We start from the raw sequence: 20,087 nt of genomic DNA, 5'->3' as shown, positions 1-20,087 counted from the left end.
AGGAATAGGTGAAAGTCGTGGCGCATGTCAATCTTGCGTCAGTCAGATTCAGCTGTATTGTGTCATCGTTGTCACACCCGTCCACGGCCGCCAACGCGAGGGGATCTGATTCCGCAATGCTAGAGTTTTGCTGGATCGATGGGGGATTGGAACTGCGCGCCGTGGGCAGCATGCGCCCCATGTTTCAGCACCACCCCGACAGGCCGGCGCTGACGGTCGGCAGCGGTACCGCCGACGTCATCATGGTCAACGGCAATTTCCGGATGACCGACCAGTCGGAAACCAGCCTTGCCCTTCGTCACGCGCGCCCTGCCGGTAAGGACAGCATCGAATTTGCCGTCGATCCTGGCAGTGCGCCGCTGATCCGTCTGACCATCGACGGCATGCGGCTGGCGGTGACCGCGCTCGGCCTCGCGCTCAATCGCTGGAAACTACGCTTGCCCGCCGCCGCCGACGAGCAAATCTGGGGCTGCGGCGAACAAATGTCCTATTTGGGCCTGCGCGGCCGCCGCTTTCCGCTGTGGACCAGCGAACCCGGCGTCGGGCGCGACAAAGCCCGGGAAATCACACGGATCATGGACGATTTCGGCATGGCCGGGGGCGATTATTGGACCACCAACTATCCGCAGCCGACCTTCCTTTCGTCGGAAGGCTATGCGCTGCATGTCGATTGCGACGCCTACCAGCTCTTCGACTTTACCGCCGATGATGCCCATGTGCTGGAGGCTTGGGCGATCCCGCAGGCCATTGAGTTCACACTTGGCGCCCCCGCCGAGCTGGTCGCGCAGCTGTCGGCGCGCTTCGGGCGGCAGCCGATGCTGCCCGACTGGGCCATTAGCGGCGCGATCGTCGGACTGAAGGCCGGCGACGCCAGCTTTGCGCGCTTCGATGCCATCCGTTCCGCTGGTGCCGCGCTCAGTGGCCTGTGGTGCGAGGATTGGTGCGGCATCCGCGAGACCAGCTTCGGCCGCCGGCTGTTCTGGGATTGGCAGTGGAACCCCGGGCGTTACACCGATCTGCCCGCACATATTGCCGCGCTAAAGGCCGGGGGCATTGGCTTTCTGGGCTATACCAACCCCTATCTGGCGGTCGATGGCCCGCTTTATCATGAAGCGAAAGCGGCGGGCTATCTGGCGCTGCGGCAGGACCGCGATGTGCCCTATGACGTCGATTTCGGCGAGTTTCTGGCGGGCGTGGTCGATTTCACCAATCCTGCCGCCGCCGCCTGGTTTGCGGAACGCATCATCGGGCGCGAAATGCTGGACTTCGGACTGATCGGCTGGATGGCGGATTTTGGCGAATATCTGCCCACGGACCTGCGCCTGCATGACGGGTCCGATCCGCTGGAGGCGCACAACCGCTGGCCGGTGCTGTGGGCGAAGGTCAACGCCGATGCGCTCGCCAGCCGGGGCATGACCGGTAAGGCGGTGTTTTTCATGCGCGCGGGCTGGACCGGGGTTGGCGCGCATTGTCCGTTGCACTGGGCGGGCGATCAGCTCGTTGATTTCTCGCGCCACGACGGCATCGGCACGGCGATTACCGGCGCATTGACGGCCGGGCTGGTCGGCAACGCCTGGCACCATGCCGATTGCGGCGGTTACACCAGTCTGCACGGCATCGTCCGGACGGCGGAACTGCTGCACCGCTGGTTCGATTTTTGCGCCTTCACCCCGGTCATGCGAACACATGAAGGCAACCGGCCCGACGACAATCTGCAAATCGATTCAACAGCCGAACTGCTCGCCCATTTCGCGCTGATGACGCGGCTGCACGCCGCGCTCGCGCCCTATGTCCGCGCGGCTGGGGCCGAGGCGGGCACGACCGGATTGCCGCTGATGCGCGCGCTGTTCCTGCATTATCCCCATGATCGGGCGACCTGGGACCTCTTCGACCAGTATCTTTATGGCCGCGATCTGCTGGTTGCACCGGTGGTGAACGCGGGCGCGGCGGGGCGCAATGTCTATCTGCCCGCCGACGACTGGCTGGATTTCTATAGCGGCACGCAGGTAGCGGCGGGCGAGCGCCACGTCGTCGCACCGATTGGCAAACCGCCGGTGTTCGTCCGGGCCGCCGCCGCGAAGTGCGCCGATCTGCTGGCCATCGGGCGCGCGCATGCCGCTGCCGCCGGGGCGCTGGCATGAGCCCTGGTCCACGCCCTGGCAACGAACGCGCGTCCATCCGCGCCGTGGCGGCACGCGCGGGCGTGTCCGTAAAGACCGTGTCGCGCGTCATCAACAACCACCGCTATGTCACCGCCGACACGCGCGCGCGGGTCGAGGCGGCAATCAAGGCGCTGGGCTTTCGCCCCAGCATCGCCGCACGCAGTCTGGCGGGCACCCGTTCGGGGCAAGTCGCGCTGCTCTATGACAATCACAGCCCCTATTATATTCACCAGATCCAAGAGGGGTGCTGGGCGCGGGCGCAGGCCGGGGACATTCGTTTGCTGGCGCAGCCGGTCGATGTCGCGGACCCGCAGGTGGGCGAAAAGGTGCGAGGATTAATCGCCGAAACGCACGTCGACGGCATCATATTATCCTCGCCCGTCACCGATTGCCCCAAGGTGCTTGCAGCGCTCGAGGAACAGGGCATCGCCTTTGTCCGCATTTCGCCAGGCACCAACCATGCGCTGACCTCGTCGGTGTTCATGGACGACACGCAGGCGGCGGACGATATGACGACGCACCTTATCAACCTCGGCCATCGCCATATCGGCTTTATCATCGGCCATCCGGGGCATATGGCGAGCGACCAACGCCTGTTTGGTTATCGCCGCGCGCTCGACCGCGCCGGCATTGCCTATGAACCGGCTCTCGTGGTGCCCGGGGCGTTTGATTTCGACAGCGGCGTCGCTGCCGCCCGCGCGCTGCTCGACCTGGCCGAACCACCCACGGCCATTTTCGCCAGCAATGACGATATGGCCGCCGGGGTGCTGGCGGTGGCGCATCGGCGCGGGATCACGATTCCCGACGACCTGTCGGTGGCGGGGTTCGACGACACCACCCTTGCGCGCGTCGTGTGGCCCCCCCTTACCACCATCCGCCAGCCGGTACGCGAGCTCGCATTCACCGCCGCCGACATCTTGCTGCGCGGCGAAGACGGGGTCGAGCATCAGCGGCTGGGCCATGACCTGATCATCCGCGATTCGACCGCACCGCCGCCGAGCGGCACCAAGGTCGCCAAACCAGCCACAAGGACGATAACAACGTGAGCGAAACCTTCCCGCCCCTCGCCAACCAGTTGCTGCCCGCACCCGCACCCGTGGCGATCGGGCCCGGCGGCCCCGCCGTTGCCCCCATCGCGTGGGGCATGTGGCGCTTTGCCGGACAAAGCGAGGCCGCAGCGCAGGCGCTGGTCGAAGCCGCGCTGGACGCCGGCATCACCCTGTTCGACACAGCCGATATCTATGGCTTCGGCGAGCAGGGCTTTGGCGAGGCGGAGGCACTACTCGGGCGCGTCTTCGCCGCCAGCCCGGGCCTGCGCGACCGCATGGTGCTGGCGACCAAGGGCGGGATCACGCCGCCCATGCCCTATGATTCGAGCGCGGCGTGGTTGACCCGCGCCATCGACGACAGCCTTACCCGGCTGCAAGTCGAGCGCGTCGAGCTGTGGCAGGTGCATCGGCCTGACATCCTCACCCACCCGCAAGAGGTCGCGCGCAGCCTTGAGACGGCGCATGCAGCAGGCAAAATTGGCGCCATTGGCGTGTCCAATTTCACCCCGGCGCAGATTGAAGCGCTGGCGCATTTCCTTGACCTTCCGCTCGCCAGCAACCAGCCCGAATTTTCGCCGCTGTTCCTCGGCCCGCTGGTCGACGGGCAGTTCGATCTGGCGATGCGGATGGGGATGGCGACCCTTGCCTGGTCACCGCTTGGTGGCGGGCGCATCGCGGCCCCCACCAACACGCGTGAAGAGGCGGTCGCTGCTGCTCTTGACCGCGTCGCGGCGGCGCAAGGCGTGTCGCGTACCACCGCCGCCTTTGCGTGGGTGATGGCGCATCCGGCGCGGCCGATACCGATCATCGGGTCGCAAAATGCCGGCCGGATCCGCGAGGCCGCAACCGCGACCCAGGTTCGCTGGACGCGCACCGACTGGTATAATGTGCTCGTTGCTGCGAGAGGAGAACCCCTGCCATGACCGACACCTTGCCGCCGTGCGAAGTCAGCTGGTTTTCGGCGCTGTGCGATGATGACTATGAATTTCTGGGTGTGCCCGACCCCGCGCTCGCCTCGAGCTGGGAGCATTGCCGCAACATCGTGCTGACCGCCGACAAATGCGGCTATGACAATATCCTGTTGCCCTCGGGCTATGCGTTGGGGGTTGATACCACGGTGTTCGCGGCCGCCATCGCGCCGCTGGTGAAGCAGATCCGCCTGCTGATGGCGGTCCGGATTGGCGAGGATTGGCCACCGCAGCTCGCCCGCCGCATCGCGACGCTCGACCGCATTTTGGGCGGGCGCCTGACCGTCAACATCATCTCGTCGGACCTGCCCGGCGAGACATTGGACGGTGGCCCGCGCTATCAGCGCACCGTTGAGGCGATGCAGATCCTCAAAATCCTGCTCAATGGCGAACATCTTGATTATCAGGGTGAATTCTACAAGCTGAAGCTCGATCCGCCGCGCATCTCCACGGTTTCGGGCAAATGCCCGCCGCTCTATTTCGGCGGCCTGTCACCCGTCGCGCGCGATGCCGCCGCCGCAGCCGCCGACGTCTATCTGATGTGGCCCGACACCATGGACAAGGTTACCGAAGTCGTCGCCGACATGAAGGCGCGCGCCGCCGCCAAGGGGCGCAGCCTGAAATTCGGTTACCGCGCGCATGTGATCGTGCGCGAGACCGAGGCCGAAGCGCGCGCCTATGCCGACCGGCTGCTGTCAAAACTCGACGCCGAAGCGGGCGAGGCGATCCGCAACAAGAGCCTCGACGCCGCCAATTTCGGCGTCCAGCGCCAGGCAGAATTGCGCAGCGCAGCGGGCGGCGACGGCTTTGTCGAGGACAATCTGTGGACCGGTATCGGCCGCGCGCGATCGGGCTGCGGCGCGGCGATTGTCGGCGATCCCGACCAGGTGCTCGCCAAAATCAACGCCTATCGCGCGGTGGGGATGGAGGCGTTCATCCTGTCAGGCTATCCCCACGCCGCCGAATGCGACCTGTTTGCAAGGCATGTGCTGCCAAGGCTGAACCACGGCAAGCTTGAAGCCTGAAGGAAGCGCTGCTAGGGCCGCGCTTCGGCGAAGCACCCGTAGCTCAGCTGGATAGAGCGCTGCCCTCCGAAGGCAGAGGCCAGGGGTTCGAATCCCTTCGGGTGCGCCATTTTTTCCGTCGTTAATAGCAATCCAGCACGCGTGCGCCGTCGCGGCGGCGGCCCTGATGCTTGACCATCGGTGCGGCGTGATCCGTTGTCGCCGCCTCACCGCGGTTTGTGACCGCGACCGGGCGCAGGATGCGCGCGCGGGCGATGCCGACGGCGCTGACGGGGGCCGCGGGGGGCGACGCGGCGGGCGGGGTCGCCGCCGGGGCGGGCGCGCTGGTAAGCAGGAGCAGGGCGGCAAGGCTGGCCATGCCTGTGTTTACGGCAGACCGCCCGCTGTCTTTAGCGAAATTTACCTTTTGTTAACTATTGGCCGGGGTGTTTTGCGACGAGCCGAGCGGCGTTCCGCCACTCTGTCCCGCATGGGGGCAGAGTGGGGTAGGTTGCACTTGTTCCGCGGGCGCAGGCCGGGGTCCTGCGCGGGGTGGCGCAAGGCTGCCCCTGGACCCCGGCTTTCGCCGGGGACCATTGCTGGTGCGAACGGCTTGGCGTCAGAAACCCGCCTTCGCCGCTGCTTTCTCGGCGAGCAGCGGGGCGACTGCGAAGCCGTGCTTTTCGAGCGCCGCGGCAATTTTGTCGGTGCCCTCGAGCCCCGCCCAGAACATCGGGCCGCCGCGATAGACCGGCCAGCCGTAGCCGTAGATCCACACGACATCGATGTCCGATGCGCGCTGTGCCTTGCCTTCGGCCAAAATCAGCGCGCCTTCGTTGACCATCGGATAAAGCGTGCGTTCGACGATTTCCTGATCGCTTACCTCGCGTTTGGTGATGCCCGCTTTTGAACGGAATTCCTCGATGATTTCGGCGACGCGCGGGCTTTCGGATGGCGTGCGGCGCTCGTCATAATCATAGAAACCCGCCTGCTTTTTCTGGCCCCAGCGCCCTTCGGCGCACAGCGCATCGCGGATATTTTCGATGCGGTTGGGGTCGCGGTGCCAGCCGATATCGGTGCCGGCGAGGTCGGCCATCTGGAACGGTCCCATCGGCATGCCGAATTCGGTGTGGACCTTGTCCACCTGCGCGGGCGTTGCGCCTTCCAAGAGCAGTTTCTGCGCCTCGATCTGGCGCGGGGCGAGCATGCGGTTGCCGATGAAGCCGTGGCACACGCCCGCGACCACCGCGACCTTACCGATCTTTTTGCCAATCGCCATTGCGGTCGCCAGCACGTCGGGCGCGGTGGCATCGCCGCGCACCACCTCCAGCAATTTCATGACATTGGCAGGCGAGAAGAAATGCATGCCGACGACGTCGCCGGAGCGCGACGTGGCCGCGGCGATTTCGTTGACGTCAAGATAGCTGGTGTTCGAGGCGAGGATCGCGCCGGGTTTGGCAATCTTGTCGAGTTTGCCGAAGATATCCTTCTTCACGTCCATATTTTCATAGACCGCCTCGATGATGAGGTCGCAGTCGGCGAGCGCCTCCAGCCCCAGCGTGGGCGTGATGAGGCCCATCATCTGGTCCACTTGCTCGGGCTTGAAGCGGCCTTTGGCGGCGCTGGCGTCATAATTTTTGCGCACCACGCCAAGCCCGCGGTCGAGCGCGTCCTGCTGCATTTCGACGATGGTGACGGGGATGCCTTTCTGGAGGAAGTTCATCATGATGCCGCCGCCCATTGTGCCCGCGCCGATGACGCCGACTTTTTTGATGTCGCGCAGCTGCGTATCCTTGGGCAGACCGTCGATCTTGGCCGCCTGACGTTCGGCGAAGAAGATGTGGCGCTGCGCCGCCGATTGCGACCCGAACATCAGCTTCATGAATTCGGTACGTTCGAAGGCGAGCCCTTCGTCAAAGGGCAGGCGCGTTGCCGCCTCGACGCAGGCGAGGTTGGCGTAGGGCGCTTCGAAGCCCTTCCAGCGTTTGGCGTTGGCGGCCTTCAATTGTTCGATGACGGCAACATCGCCGAACACGGCGCGGTCGCGCGAGGGGCGCGGACCATCGGCGATTTTGCTGCGGGCAAAGGCGATGGCGTCGGCGCGGAGCGAATCCTCGCCTGCGAGCGCGTCGACCAGGCCCATATCCTTGGCTTTGGGCGCTGGGACCGGGTCGCCCAGTGACGTCATGGTGGCGGCTGCCTCGACGCCGACAATGCGCGGCAACCGCTGGGTTCCGCCCGCGCCGGGGAGCAGGCCAAGCTTCACCTCGGGCACGCCGAGCTTCGCCGAGGGGACGGCGACGCGGTAATGACACACGAGCGCGGTTTCGAGGCCGCCGCCGAGCGCCGTGCCGTGGATCGCGGCGACGACCGGTTTGGTCGCCATTTCGATGCTGTTCAGCACCGCGTTGAAATCGGGCCCGCGCGGCGGTTTGCCAAATTCGCTGATGTCCGCCCCGGCGATGAAGGTCGCGCCATCGCAGGTCAGCACGATCGCCTTGACGCCATCATCGGCAAGCGCGGCAGCAAATTCGCGCTCCAGCCCTTCGCGGACATGCCAGCTCAATGCATTGACCGGCGGGTTGCTGACAATGACGAGCGCGACATCGCCGTCCTTTTGCAGGGTCACGCTGATGGGGGTGTCTTCGGACATCGGGAAAGGCTCCTTTGTTTTCAATCATCAATCGCGGCGTGGATCATCGTCTTGACCTCGCGCCGCACGGCATAGGTGGAAGAGGGCATCAGCTGGGTCATGAACACCATGCTCAGTTGTTCGACCGGATCGACGAAAAAGCCGGTCGAGAACATCCCGCCCCAATAAAAATCGCCATTCGAGGCCAGACCGCCGGTGCGGGCGGCATCGATGGTGACGGCAAAGCCCAGGCCGAAACCCGAACCCGCGCTGTCGCTTTCGGAAAAGGCACCGACGCTGTGCTGCGTCAAGTCGCCGCCGCCCATCAGATGGTTGGCCGTCATCAAATCGAGCGTCTTGCGGCTGATAAGGCGGGTGTCGCCAAGCTTGCCCCGGCCGAGCAGCATCGCGCAGAAGCGGTGATAGTCGGCCAGCGTCGAGACAAGGCCGCCGCCGCCCGAATGAAAGCTGCGGTCCTTGGCCCAGCGGCTGCGGTCGCCGCTGTCAAAGGGCACCATCTTGTGCTGCGGGTGGAAGTGATAGGCATCGGTCAGCCGGTGCTGCTGGTCGGCGGGCACCTTGAAGCCGGTATCTACCATGCCAAGCGGGGCGAAGATGCGGTCCTGCAGCACCTCGGCAAAAGCTGTGCCCTCGACGCGTTCGACCACCGCGCCGAGCACGTCGGTGGCCATCGAATAATTCCAGTGCGCGCCGGGATCGAACAGCAGGGGCAGGCTGGCGAGCTTGGCGATGAAGCCGTCCATCGTGAAATCGGCGTCGAAATCATCAATCTTTGCCATGCGATAGGCGGCATCAACCGGACTGCGTTCCTGAAAGCCATAGGTCAGCCCCGCCGTATGGCGCAGCAGATCGAGGATGCGGATGGGCTGCGCCGGCCGCCGCGTCACAAACGGAATCGCGCCGCCGCCCGCGACGAACACGCCGGTATCGGCAAATTCGGGGCAATATTTGACGAGCGGGTCGGACAAGGCAATGCGCCCTTCCTCGACCAGCATCATGATGGCGATGCTGGTGACCGGCTTGGTCATGCTGGCGATGCGGAAAATGGCATCGTCTTTCAGCGCGGTGCCGGGGCGCGCCTCCCCCACACAGCTGATGTGGGCAATTTCGCCATGCCGCGCGACCAAGGTGGCGGCGTGCGGCAGGCGCCCCTTGTCCACATATTTGGCCGCGAGGAAAGCAGGAATGCGGGCCAATCGGTCGAGATTGAGGCCGTGCTTCATACCGCCGTCTGCCCCGTCAGCTGGCGCGTCACCGGGTGCGAGGACGAGAGGCCGCCGTCGACCGCAAGCGCCTGCCCATTGACATAGCTTGCGAGGTCCGAGGCGAGGAACAGCGCGACATTGGCGAGCTCTTCGGGTTGCGCGGCGCGGCGCAGCGGGTTGAGGCGGCCCAATTTGTGCGTCACATCCTTGGCCTTTGCATAATCGAAGGTCGGCTTGGTCATGCCGGTTTCGGTGAGTCCCGGGCATAGCGCATTCACGCGCACGCCGGTTTCGCAAAGCTGCTGCGCCGACACCATCGCCAGGTTGATGACGCCCGCTTTCGATGCCGAATAGGCTGGCCCCCCCGCACCCGAGCGGATGCCCGCGACGCTGGCGGTCAGGATGATCGAACCACCTTCGCCTTGGTCCCACAGCGCCTTGCCCGCGTGCTTGACCATCAGCCAGGGGCCGATCAGGTTGATGCGCAAGAGCTCGGCAAAAGCCTCAGGGGTTTCGTCGAACACGCCGGGCAGCCCGCCGGATACGCCGGCATTGGCAAAGGCGATGTCGATGCGGCCATAGGTTTGGCGCGCCGCCGCGACCATGGCGGCGACATCGGGTTCGGACCCTGCGTCCATTTGCTGCGCGACAGCCTCACCGCCCGCGTCCTGCACCAGCCGCGCGGTTTCGTGGATGGTTTCGGCGCGGTCGCCAATCACCAGCCGCGCGCCCTCGCTGGCGAACCGCAGCGCACTGGCGCGGCCGATGCCGCTACCCGCGCCGGTTATCACGGCTACCTTGCCCGACAGCAAACCCATCATGCCCCTCCTGAAATAGTGGCGCCGCCATCGCAGACGATGGTCTGGCCGGTGGTATAGGCCCCAGCGGGTGAGGCCAAAAACACCGCCGCCCCGGCGATCTCGTGCGGCTCGCCGATACGCCCCAGACACGCCGCCGCCGTCGAGCGTTTCAGCGTTTCCGGATTTTCCCATAGCGCGCGCGCCATGTCGGTGCGGATCAGGCCCGGCGCGACGCAATTGACGCGGATGTTGTGGCGCCCCAATTCCTGCGCATAGTTGCGCGCGAGCTGCATGTCGGCGGCCTTCGAAATGCAATAGGCGCCCAATATCGGCGAGCCTTTGAGCCCGCCGATCGAGCTGATGATCGTCACCGACCCCGATTTCGCCGCGATCATGTCGGGGGCGCACAGCTGGATCAGCCAGTGGTTCGACAAAATGTTGTTGTCGAGAATCTTGCGGAAGGCATCGTCCGAAATGTCGAGCGACGGGCCGTAATAGGGGTTGGACGCAGCGTTACAGACCAGCGCGGTGACCGGCCCAAACTGGCCCTGCGTTTCGGCGACCAGCCGTTCGAGCGCCGCCTTGTCCGAAATGCTGGCGGCGATGGCGATGGCCGTGCCGTCGCCATGGCGCGCGTTGATGTCCGCAGCAACCGCGTCGCAGGCGTCCTGCTTGCGGCTGGAAATGACCACTTTCGCCCCCTGCGCCGCCATCGCTTCGGCAATCGCCTTGCCAATCCCGCGCGACGAGCCGGTGATGAGGGCGACTTGGCCCTTCATGTCGAACAAATTCATGCGCCCGCTTTCTGTGCAAAGGCCCAGGCGGTGGCCGCCAAAGGCTGTACCCGCGCCGACATATCCTTGGCATGCTGCGACGAGGCGGTGCCGTCGATGACGCGTTTCTTGATGCCTTGAATAATCCCGGCGAGGCGGAAGAAATTATAGGCGAAATACCAGTTCATGTCGGGCACGCTGTCGCGGTTCGTCGCCGCACAATAGCGCGCGACTACCTCGTCGAGTTCAGGGATGCCCAGCGCGGCGCGGTCCAAATCCATCACCCCCGAACGCCCGCCATTTTCGGTGACCCACGCCATCGCGACATAGGTGAAATCGGCAAGCGGATCGCCCAAGGTCGACAATTCCCAGTCGAGCACGGCCAGCACTTCGGGCGACCCGTGCGCGAAAATCATATTGTCGATGCGGTAATCGCCGTGGACCACGCTGGTGCGCGTTTGTTCGGGCAACGTGGCGGGCAGGAAGGTGATGAGCTGCTCCATTTCGGGCATCAGCTCGGTTTCGGACAGCCGGTATTGCTTGGTCCAGCGGTCGACCTGGCGCCCGAAATAATTGCCGGGCTTGCCAAAATCAGCGAGGCCCGCCGCCTCAATATCGATGCTGTGCAGCTGCGCCAGCGTATCGATCATCGCGAAATAGACCGCGCGGCGTTCGCCGGGGTCGGCTCCCGGCATCGCCCCGTCCCAGATGGTGCGGCCGTCGACCATGGCCATCACATAAAACCAGCTGCCGATGACGCTGTCGTCGGTGCACAGGCCATATTGGCGCGCGGCGGGAAAGCCCAGTTTGCCGACCCCCGATTGCACGCGAAACTCGCGGTCTACCGCATGCGCCGAGGGCAGCAGCGGGCCGAAGGGTTTGCGGCGGAGGACATAATTTCCCGATGCCGCTTCGATTTTGTAGGTCGGGTTCGACTGCCCGCCCTTGAACTTGGTGAGGTGGATGGGGCCGACAAAGCCCTCGACATTGGCCGCCATCCATTCGGTCAGCCGCGCTTCGTCGAGCCGGTCCGCCCCTTCGGGCTCGACCGTGCCGGTGAAGGCAGCCTGCGCGTCGATGGTCATTGCGCGAACACGATTACGCTGCGCGCACTGTCGCCCCGTTTCATTTTTTCAAACCCGTCATTGATCGCCTCGAGCGGGATGCGTTCGGCAATGATGCTGTCGAGATCGAGCAGCCCGCGCAGATAGAAATCAACAAGGCGCGGCAGATCGACGGGGAAGCGGTTGCCCCCCATCAGCGCGCCCTGAAGTTTTTTGCCGCCAAGCAGGTCCATGGCACCAAGGCCAACCTTTTCGCTGAGCGGCATCATGCCAAGGATGGTCGCCGTGCCGCCGCGCCGCAGCGATTTGACCGCAAGTTCGGCGGATGCTGGCCGCCCCACAGCTTCGATAGCGTGATCGACGCCGCCCTTGGTCAGCTCGACAATCTGCTTGGCGGCATCGGCGTCCATTGGATCGATGACGTCGGTCGCGCCGAGTTTCTGGGCGAGCGCGCGCTTTTCGGGCACCGGATCGGCGGCGATGATGCGCCCCGCCCCGGCGATTTTCGCCGCGTTGATCGTCGCCAGCCCGACCCCGCCGCAGCCGACCACTGCCACGGTTTCGCCGGGCGTGACTTTGCACGTATTGAACACCGCGCCCGCGCCGGTCGTCACGGCGCATCCCAACACGGCGGCGCGGTCCAATGGCATGTCGGGGTTCACCGCGACGCAGGCATGTTCGTGGACCAGCATTATTTCAGCAAAGGCCGAGAGGTTGAGCATCTGGTTCACCGGCGAGCCGTCGGGGCGGGTGATGCGCGGCGCACTGCCCGCGGCCCGCCGCGTGTCGCCGCCCAGACACAGCGACATGCGCCCGGTGACGCAAAACTCGCAGTGGCCGCAAAAGGCGGACAGGCAGGTGACAACCGCATCGCCGACTTTCACCGTGCGCACTTCGCTGCCCACCGCTTCGACAATTCCAGCCGCCTCGTGTCCGGGAATGGCAGGCAACGGGTGCGGATAGGCGCCCTCTATGAAATGCAGATCGCTGTGGCACAGCCCGCACGCGGCGGTGCGGATGCGCACCTCGTGCGGGCCGGGGTCGGCGACCACCACCGTCTCAATGGCGAGCGGCTGGTTGGGGGCAATCAGGATGGCGGCTTTGGTCATAATGCTATTGTTCCCAAACCCGTCTGTCCTGAGTTTGTCGAAGGGCCGTTCTTTCTCTTGACCTTAGCAGGTGAAAAGGACGGTCCTTCGAGAGGCTGAGGACAGACGGCGTTAAATTCTAACGGCTTACCCCAACGTCGCCCGACGAAAATCCGCTCGCGCCCTTGACCTCCGCATGTTTTGCAAGCTCGATGCGCGCGATGGCGCGTGCGTGAACCTCATCCGGACCATCGGCCAGCCGCAGCGTGCGCTGGTGCGCATAGGCGCTGGCAAGCCCAAAATCATCGCTCACCCCGCCGCCGCCATGTGCCTGAATGGCGTCATCAATGATCTGCAACGCCATGTTCGGGGCCTGCACCTTGATCATCGCAATTTCGGCGGCCGCGCTTTTGTTGCCGACCTTGTCCATCATGTCCGCCGCCTTGAGGCAGAGCAGGCGCGTCATTTCGATGTCGATGCGCGCGCGGGCGATGCGCTGTTCCCAGATGCTGTGTTCGGCAATCGTCTTGCCAAAGGCGACGCGTGACTGGAGGCGCTTGCACATTTTTTCGAGCGCCTCTTCGGCAACCCCGATGGTGCGCATGCAATGGTGGATGCGCCCCGGCCCGAGGCGGCCCTGCGCAATTTCGAACCCACGCCCTTCGCCGAGCAGCATCGCTTCCTCGGCATTGACGCGCACGTCCTTAAGCTCGACCTCCATATGCCCGTGCGGCGCGTCATCATAACCAAAGACGGGGAGATGGCGGAGGATTTTAACCCCCGGCGTGTCCATCGGCACCAGCACCATCGATTGCTGGGCATGGCGCTTGGCAGCAAAATCAGTTTTGCCCATCACGATGGCAACCTTGCAGCGCGGATCCCCCACACCCGACGACCACCATTTGCGGCCGTTGATGACATAATCATCGCCGTCGCGTTCGATGCGGCACTCGATGTTGGTTGCATCCGACGAGGCAACCGCCGGTTCGGTCATCAGAAAGGCCGAGCGGATTTCGCCGTTCATCAGCGGGGTCAGCCATTTGTCTTTTTGCGCGCGCGTGCCGTAGCGGTGGAAAACCTCCATATTGCCGGTGTCGGGTGCCGAGCAGTTGAACACTTCGGATGCAAAGCCGATGCGGCCCATTTCCTCGGCGCACAGCGCATATTCCAGGTTGGTCAGGCCCGGGCCTTCAAACTCGTATGTCTCATCGACATGGTGATGGCCGCCGTTGCGCGGCGGCATGAAAAGGTTCCAGATGCCCGCCGCCTTGGCCTCGGCCTTCAGATCCTCGACGATCTGAATGACTTTCCAGCGCTCGCCAGCCTGATCCTGCTCTTTATAGATTGGCCCCGCCGGGCGAACCTTGCGGTTGATGAAATCGCGCACCCGGTCGCGCCAATATACCTGCCGGTCGGTGAGATCGAATTCCATGCCGCATCCTTCCCTTTACGTTCACGTAAACCCTTTGGACCGATTCGCCCCCGCTTGCCAACCCCCCCTAAGCGAATGCTGCCGCCGGGCCCCGATCCTCAAGCGGATAGCGCGCCAGAGCCCAAGCGGTGGCAAAGCCCAGCGCGATGGTGATCGCGGCATAGGCCAACGCAAGCCGCGTCACCACCGCCGGATCAATAGTCGCCGGGTCGGCCTTGGCCGGAAAGCCGACCAGCACCAAAATCTGGCCCGACAGGAAGATGCCGATGCCGGTCACGCATTTCTGCATGAAGAAATGGCCCGAAAAAAACACGCCTTCCTGTTGTTTGCCGCTGATGGCGCGGTGCGCGGTGGTGACATCGGCCATCATAGAGGCGGCGGTAATCATCACCGCTATGCCGCAGGTGGTCGCCAGCATCACCAGCGGCAGATAGGCGAACAGCGAGGCGGTCGTGCCGCTCTCGGGAAACAGGCCTGCGACCAGCAACACATAAGGGGCGATGCTGATGATATTGGTAGCAATGGCAAAGCGCACGGCGGCGCTACGTTTGCCATAACGTTCGCCCGCGCGGCGCGCGACAACCAGCGCCAGCAGCACCGCGAAGAACAGCGAGATGGCGTAGATCACCTGCTCCTGCCAGCCGAATTTCCAAACATAGGCGAGCAGATAGTTGGACAGCGCGAAGGTGACTCCTTGGTTGGCGAATGCAAAAAAGGCCGCGAGCAGCAGAATCAGAAAGGGTTTGAAGCGCAGACATGCCGCTATGTCGCGCAGCGACGGCTGATGCATGGCGCTATCGATCGGACGCGCAAAGCGACGGTGCGTGCCGATGGCTGAAATCAGCACCGAGGCCAGCATGATGATCGCCCCGGCAACGGCATAGCTGCGGAAGCCTTCGGCTGTGGCGAGCTTGGGGTCGGCAAGCTGGAAAATGCCGTAAGCCGCCGCCAATATGGCCAGCCCGCCGAACCAGCCGAAAAAATAGCGCAGCCCAATGATCGAGGTGCGCTCATGATAGTCATAGGTCATTTCGGGCGCGAGCGCGAGCGAGGGCACCTCGTTCAAGGACACGCTCATCCGCACCAGCGTCGCAAAGCCAAGCAGCCACAGCAGCTGAACCGAATCGGGGGCATCGGGCGGCATCCACAGCGCCAGCCAGCCGACGAAAATCGGGAGCGCCGAGGCATAAAGCCAGGGGTGGCGGCGACCCCAGCGCGTGCGCGTGCGGTCCGACAAATGGCCAACGGCAGGGTCGATCAGCGCGTCGAGCAAGAGCGCGAGCAGCAACATCAATCCGACCAGCCCCGGGTCGAGCCCGATAATCTGGTTGTAATACAGCAGCAGGAAGACCGAAAAGCCGTTGTCCTTGATGCCATAAGCGATGGCGCCCATGCCATAGAAGATGCGGGTGTGCAGCGGTACCGGGGGGTGCGCCGCCATGCCCGCTGGCGCTGGCATGGCGCCCACCTTCATGCGGCGCTTTCCGCCTTGGCCGCTTCCTCCATCGCGATGATGGCGTCGAACATCGATGGCATATTGGGGTCCCAGGCGTGGCGCTGGCCGGTGGTGATACCGCCATCGACCACCATTTCTGCGCCGGTAATGAACCCGGCTTCGTCGCTGGCGAGGAAGGCGACCATATTGGCGATATCCTCGGGCTGGCCGCCGCGCGCGACGGGCTGCGCTTGCGCCGACATAGCGGCAATGATTGCCTTGGCCTCGTCCTTCTTCGCTTCGGGCACAGCGAGCGATTCGGTGAAGATGTTGGTGTTGATGAAGCCCGGGCAGATGGCGTTCACGCGGATGCCATATTGCGCCAGATCATTGGCCGCCATCTTGCTGAGGTGGAGCACGCCTGCCTTCGCCACGGCATAGGCGGTGGGTGAATAGCCCGCGCCCAGCGCGGCGATGCTGGCGGTGTTGACGATGCTCGCACCGGTCCGCCCCTTCATGTGCGGCGCGGCATAGCGGATGCCCATCGCCACCGAACGCAGCACCAGGTCCATGGTGCGGTCCCAGTCGTCGGGCTCAATCTCGTCAATTTTGGCGCGCGCGCCGCCCGCCGCTGCGTTGTTAAAGACGATATCGATGCCGCCCGTCTCGGCTGCCGCGCGGTCCATCAGCGCCTTGATATCCGGCACATGGGTGACATCGCAGCGCTGGAAGCGGACATCACCGTTTGACGCGGCGGCGACGGCGGCCCCGCCGGCCTCGTCGATATCGGCGGCAAAGACAGTCGCACCTTCGCCCGCCAGCTTCAGCACCGTGGCCCGCCCGATGCCCGAGGCAGCACCGGTGATGACCGCCGTTTTTCCGGCGAATCGCATCGCATTTCCCTCCCGCTCCGTTGCCGCCAGCTTAGGCGCGGCGCACGCCCCGTCAACGGCGGCGCGAATGACGCTACGGCACGAACGCGGCGCAAAGCGGTGCTTGCATGGCAAGCCCGATTCGCTTTACGTAAACGTCAATTGGAGAGGAGCCGGGACCGTGAGCGATCTTGAAACATTCCGCACCGAAGTGCGCAGCTGGCTGGAGGCGAACTGCCCGCCCGAAATGCGCCTGCCGGTGAAGGACGAGGATGATGTCTGCTGGGGTGGGCGCAAATGGGTGTTCAAGAATGACGCCCAGAAAGCCTGGCTCGAGGCCTGCGTCGCCAAGGGTTACACCGTTCCCGATTGGCCGCGCGCCTATGGCGGCGCAGGGCTGACGCCCGAAGAGACCAAGGTGCTGCGGCAGGAAATGAAGCGCATCAAGGCGCGCTCGCCGCTCGACAGCTTTGGCATCTGGATGCTTGGCCCCGCGCTGCTGGCGTTCGGCACCGAGGAACAGAAGGTCCATTATCTGAACCAGATCGCGCGCGGCGAAATTCGCTGGTGCCAGGGCTATTCGGAGCCGGGGTCGGGCAGCGACCTTGTCAGCTTGCAGACCTATGGCGACGATCAGGGCGATCACTGGGTCGTCAACGGCAGCAAAATTTGGACCAGCTATGCCGACAAGGCCGACTGGATTTTCTGCCTCGTACGCACCGACAAGGCGAACAAATATCAGGGGATCACTTTCATGCTGTTCGACATGGAATCGCCCGGTGTGACGACCAAGCCGATCCTGCTGATTTCGGGTAATTCGCCCTTCTGCGAGACTTTCTTCGACGATGTGAAGGTGCCCAAAACGCAATATGTCGGCGAGATCAACAAGGGCTGGGACGTCGCCAAATATCTGCTGGGCCACGAACGCGAGATGATTTCGGGTGGCGGCGCGGGCGGCGACATGGTCAGCGTCGGCGGGCATTTTGCGAAGTCGCTGGGGCTGAACGCGCAGGGCGAGCTCGACGACCCGATCCTGCGCGCCGAAATGGCGGCCTTCGATGTCGAGGTGTTCGCCTATCGCGCGATGGGCGAACGCTTCATGGACATGTGGAAAACCGGCCGCGCGCATCCCGCCAGCTCGAATATGATGAAATATGTCGGTACCGAGCTCAACAAGCGCCGCCACGAGCTGGTGATGGCGGGGGGTGGCTCGACCGCGCTCGAATGGGACAGCGCCGAAACGAGTGGCGGCGCGCGCGCGCGCAGCTGGCTGCGCACCAAGGCCAATTCAATCGAGGGCGGGACGAGCGAGGTGATGCTGAACGTCATCGCCAAACGTATTTTGGATTTGCCGGGGGCTTAGCTCTTCTCCCCTCCCGCTTGCGGGAGGGGCCGGGGGTGGGCCTGTCGGCTCGCTCCGCTCGCACCCACCCCTAACCCCTCCCGCAAGCGGGAGGGGAATTGGAGACAGACATGCCGCTTTACCACAATGACGATCAGGTGATGCTGAAGGACAGCGTTGCGCCCTTCATTGCCGACAATGCGCCAGTGGCGCACCTGCGCAAACTGCGCGATACCAAGGATGAAACCGGCTTTTCGCGCGCGTTGTGGGCCAGTTTCACCGAAATGGGCCTGCCGGGGATTTTGGTGCCCGAGGCGCATGGCGGGTTGGGCATGGGGCATGCCGAAGCCGGCATCGTGCTCGAGGAAATCGGCCGTAACCTGACCCCGTCACCCTTTCTGTCGACCAGCGTTGGCGCGGTTGCGGCGCTGGCGAAAGCGGGCGGGACGCAGGCGGCGCGCTGGCTGCCCGCGATTGCGGCGGGCGAGGCGATTGCCGCGCTGGCCATTGACGAAGGCGCAAAGCATCGGCCCGAGCGCATAGCGACTACCGCAACACGCAGCGGCAACGGCTTTCGCCTCGACGGCAAGAAAAGCTTTGTGCTGCACGGCCATGTTGCCGACCTGATGCTGGTCGCAGCGCAAAGCGACGATGGCGTGACCCTGTTCGCGGTGCCCAAGGACAGCGCCGGCGTGACCGCCGATCCACGTCGTCTGGTCGATTCAAGCCTCGCCAGCCATGTGACGCTCGACGGGGTGATGGTCGATGCCGACGCTGTTGTCGGCGAAGTGGGCCAGGGACAGGCGGTGCTCGACGCGCTGCTCGCCGCGACGCGCACCGGCGCCTCGGCCGAACTGATCGGCGTCGGCCAGGGCGCGATGGACATGACGGTCGATTACCTGAAACAGCGCAAACAGTTCGGCAAATTGATCGGCGAATTTCAGGCGCTGCAGCACCGTGCCGCGCATCTTTATGGCGAAATGGAAGTCGCGCGCGCCACGGTGATGAAGGCGCAGCAACTGCTCGACGAAGATAATGCCGGTGCCACGTTGATGGTTTCGGTCGCCAAAGCCAAAGCGTCGCGCGCGTGCAATCTGGCGGTGCGCGAGGGCGTGCAGATGCACGGCGGCATCGGCATGACCGACGAATATGACATCGGCCTGTATATGAAGCGCGACCGCGCGCTGGCGGAATATATGGGCGATGCCCATTACCACACCGACCGCGTCGCGCGGCTGAACGGATATTGAACAGGCTGGCCAATAGCGATTCGCGTCATTGCGAGGAACGAAGCGACGCGGCAATCCGGAGCGGTGCAGTGGCACCCCTGGATTGCTTCGCTCCGCTCGCAATGACGAAATGGATGGAAACGGAGTTCTGGTTATGGATTTGAACAAACTCTTCGGCCTTACCGGCCGCATCGCGCTCGTCACCGGCGGGTCGCGCGGGATTGGCGCGATGATTGTCGAAGGCTATCTCGCCGCCGGGTGCGAGCGCATCTACATCAGCGCGCGCAAGACCGCGCAGGTCGAGGCGGCCGTCGCCGGCTTCAACAGCCGCTATCCGGGCAAGGTCATCGGCCTGCCGATTGACCTGTCCACTGTCGAAGGGTGCCGCGCACTGGCCAAAGAGCTGGAAGCGCGCGAGGAGCGGCTCGACATCCTCGTCAACAACGCCGGCGCAGCGTGGGGCGAGCCGTTCGAGGGCTTCCCCGAGGCCGGATGGGACAAGGTGATGGACCTCAACGTCAAATCGCCCTTTTTCCTGACGCAGGCGCTCTACCCGCTGCTCAAGGCCGGAGGTGCGAACGGCCAGCCCGCCAAGGTCATCAACATCGGGTCGATCGACGGCCAGCGATTGAACCCCTGGGAAACCTACAGCTATCATGCGTCGAAATCGGCGATCCTCTATTTGACCAAACGCCTCGCCGCGCGGCTGATCCACGACAATATCATCGTCACCGCCATCGCGCCGGGCGCGTTCCAGTCGGAAATGAACAAGGCCGCGCGCGATCATGGCGATGCGGTGGCAAAAAACATTCCCGCACGCCGCATCGGCATCCCCGAGGATATGGCCGCCGCCGCCATTTACCTCGCCGCACCATCGGGCGATTATGTCATCGGCGATACCATCACCGTCGATGGCGGGCTGGTTCATGCCGATTTGAAGACCGGTTTGGAGCCTTGATTGCAGATCCATTTGGTGTATTATTTATATAATTCACCCCTTGGAGGAAACCA

At 64.2% G+C, this 20,087-nt stretch carries 17 protein-coding genes and 1 tRNA gene; 8 read left to right on the top strand and 10 right to left on the bottom strand.

The genetic code is table 11. The features are described from left to right. Nucleotides 1-116 precede the first annotated feature (116 nt). From AC2TC0_RS02740 to AC2TC0_RS02720, 5 genes are all read left to right on the top strand, one after another. Nucleotides 117-2,141, top strand: coding sequence for an alpha-glucosidase (locus AC2TC0_RS02740; protein WP_484715950.1), 2,025 nt, complete (start codon nucleotides 117-119; stop codon nucleotides 2,139-2,141). Then, nucleotides 2,138-3,208, top strand: coding sequence for a LacI family DNA-binding transcriptional regulator (locus tag AC2TC0_RS02735; RefSeq protein WP_484715949.1), 1,071 nt, complete (start codon nucleotides 2,138-2,140; stop codon nucleotides 3,206-3,208). The genes AC2TC0_RS02740 and AC2TC0_RS02735 overlap by 4 nt, the downstream gene beginning before the upstream one ends. Further along, nucleotides 3,205-4,134, top strand: coding sequence for an aldo/keto reductase (locus AC2TC0_RS02730; protein ID WP_484715948.1), 930 nt, complete (start codon nucleotides 3,205-3,207; stop codon nucleotides 4,132-4,134). Before AC2TC0_RS02735 ends, AC2TC0_RS02730 begins: the two co-directional genes overlap by 4 nt. Then, a complete protein-coding gene (locus tag AC2TC0_RS02725; protein WP_484715947.1) occupies nucleotides 4,131-5,204 on the top strand; it encodes an LLM class flavin-dependent oxidoreductase in 1,074 nt (357 codons plus the stop codon). Before AC2TC0_RS02730 ends, AC2TC0_RS02725 begins: the two co-directional genes overlap by 4 nt. Nucleotides 5,205-5,236: 32 nt before the next feature. Beyond that, nucleotides 5,237-5,313, top strand: a tRNA-Arg gene (locus tag AC2TC0_RS02720). Nucleotides 5,314-5,325: 12 nt separating this feature from the next. Here the strand turns inward: AC2TC0_RS02720 and AC2TC0_RS02715 are convergent. From AC2TC0_RS02715 to AC2TC0_RS02670, 10 genes are all read right to left on the bottom strand, one after another. Next, nucleotides 5,326-5,562, bottom strand: coding sequence for a hypothetical protein (locus tag AC2TC0_RS02715; protein ID WP_484715946.1), 237 nt, complete (start codon nucleotides 5,560-5,562; stop codon nucleotides 5,326-5,328). 240 nt (nucleotides 5,563-5,802) lie between these two features. Continuing rightward, the gene (locus AC2TC0_RS02710; RefSeq protein WP_484715945.1) at nucleotides 5,803-7,836 is read right to left on the bottom strand and encodes a 3-hydroxyacyl-CoA dehydrogenase NAD-binding domain-containing protein; all 2,034 of its coding nucleotides are present in this window, start codon (nucleotides 7,834-7,836) and stop codon (nucleotides 5,803-5,805) included. Nucleotides 7,837-7,856: 20 nt separating this feature from the next. Next, on the bottom strand, nucleotides 7,857-9,059 hold the full coding sequence (locus tag AC2TC0_RS02705) for a serine hydrolase domain-containing protein (RefSeq protein ID WP_484715944.1): 1,203 nt from the start codon (nucleotides 9,057-9,059) through the stop codon (nucleotides 7,857-7,859). Further along, entirely contained in the window at nucleotides 9,056-9,859 is an 804-nt protein-coding gene (locus AC2TC0_RS02700) for an SDR family NAD(P)-dependent oxidoreductase (protein ID WP_484716467.1), read from the bottom strand. Before AC2TC0_RS02700 ends, AC2TC0_RS02705 begins: the two co-directional genes overlap by 4 nt. Next, on the bottom strand, nucleotides 9,859-10,635 hold the full coding sequence (locus tag AC2TC0_RS02695) for an SDR family NAD(P)-dependent oxidoreductase (protein ID WP_484715943.1): 777 nt from the start codon (nucleotides 10,633-10,635) through the stop codon (nucleotides 9,859-9,861). Before AC2TC0_RS02695 ends, AC2TC0_RS02700 begins: the two co-directional genes overlap by 1 nt. Then, the gene (locus AC2TC0_RS02690) at nucleotides 10,632-11,699 is read right to left on the bottom strand and encodes a phosphotransferase family protein (RefSeq protein ID WP_484715942.1); all 1,068 of its coding nucleotides are present in this window, start codon (nucleotides 11,697-11,699) and stop codon (nucleotides 10,632-10,634) included. Before AC2TC0_RS02690 ends, AC2TC0_RS02695 begins: the two co-directional genes overlap by 4 nt. Further along, nucleotides 11,696-12,787 (bottom strand): Zn-dependent alcohol dehydrogenase, encoded by a 1,092-nt coding sequence (locus tag AC2TC0_RS02685; RefSeq protein WP_484715941.1) that lies wholly within the window; start codon nucleotides 12,785-12,787, stop codon nucleotides 11,696-11,698. The genes AC2TC0_RS02690 and AC2TC0_RS02685 overlap by 4 nt, the downstream gene beginning before the upstream one ends. A gap of 118 nt (nucleotides 12,788-12,905) precedes the next feature. Beyond that, on the bottom strand, nucleotides 12,906-14,198 hold the full coding sequence (locus tag AC2TC0_RS02680; protein ID WP_484715940.1) for an acyl-CoA dehydrogenase family protein: 1,293 nt from the start codon (nucleotides 14,196-14,198) through the stop codon (nucleotides 12,906-12,908). A 67-nt stretch (nucleotides 14,199-14,265) separates the two neighbouring features. Next, nucleotides 14,266-15,657, bottom strand: a complete 1,392-nt coding sequence (locus AC2TC0_RS02675) for an MFS transporter (protein WP_484715939.1) — start codon at nucleotides 15,655-15,657, stop codon at nucleotides 14,266-14,268. A gap of 11 nt (nucleotides 15,658-15,668) precedes the next feature. After that, the gene (locus AC2TC0_RS02670) at nucleotides 15,669-16,526 is read right to left on the bottom strand and encodes an SDR family NAD(P)-dependent oxidoreductase (protein ID WP_484715938.1); all 858 of its coding nucleotides are present in this window, start codon (nucleotides 16,524-16,526) and stop codon (nucleotides 15,669-15,671) included. A gap of 160 nt (nucleotides 16,527-16,686) precedes the next feature. Here AC2TC0_RS02670 and AC2TC0_RS02665 point away from each other — a divergent pair, with 160 nt between their 5' ends. The 3 genes from AC2TC0_RS02665 to AC2TC0_RS02655 all read left to right on the top strand — a co-directional run bounded on the left by AC2TC0_RS02665 (nucleotide 16,687) and on the right by AC2TC0_RS02655 (nucleotide 20,034). Beyond that, nucleotides 16,687-17,868, top strand: coding sequence for an acyl-CoA dehydrogenase family protein (locus AC2TC0_RS02665; RefSeq protein WP_484715937.1), 1,182 nt, complete (start codon nucleotides 16,687-16,689; stop codon nucleotides 17,866-17,868). 110 nt (nucleotides 17,869-17,978) lie between these two features. Next, nucleotides 17,979-19,097 carry an acyl-CoA dehydrogenase family protein gene (locus AC2TC0_RS02660; RefSeq protein ID WP_484715936.1) on the top strand — a complete coding sequence of 373 codons (1,119 nt, stop codon included), beginning with the start codon at nucleotides 17,979-17,981 and terminating at the stop codon, nucleotides 19,095-19,097. Between the two features lie 133 nt (nucleotides 19,098-19,230). Continuing rightward, the gene (locus tag AC2TC0_RS02655) at nucleotides 19,231-20,034 is read left to right on the top strand and encodes an SDR family oxidoreductase (RefSeq protein ID WP_484715935.1); all 804 of its coding nucleotides are present in this window, start codon (nucleotides 19,231-19,233) and stop codon (nucleotides 20,032-20,034) included. The last annotated feature ends 53 nt before the right edge of the window (nucleotides 20,035-20,087 follow it).

Source organism: Sphingopyxis sp. sgz302558 (assembly GCF_057220455.1).
This window is presented reverse-complemented; position numbering and strand designations above follow the sequence as displayed.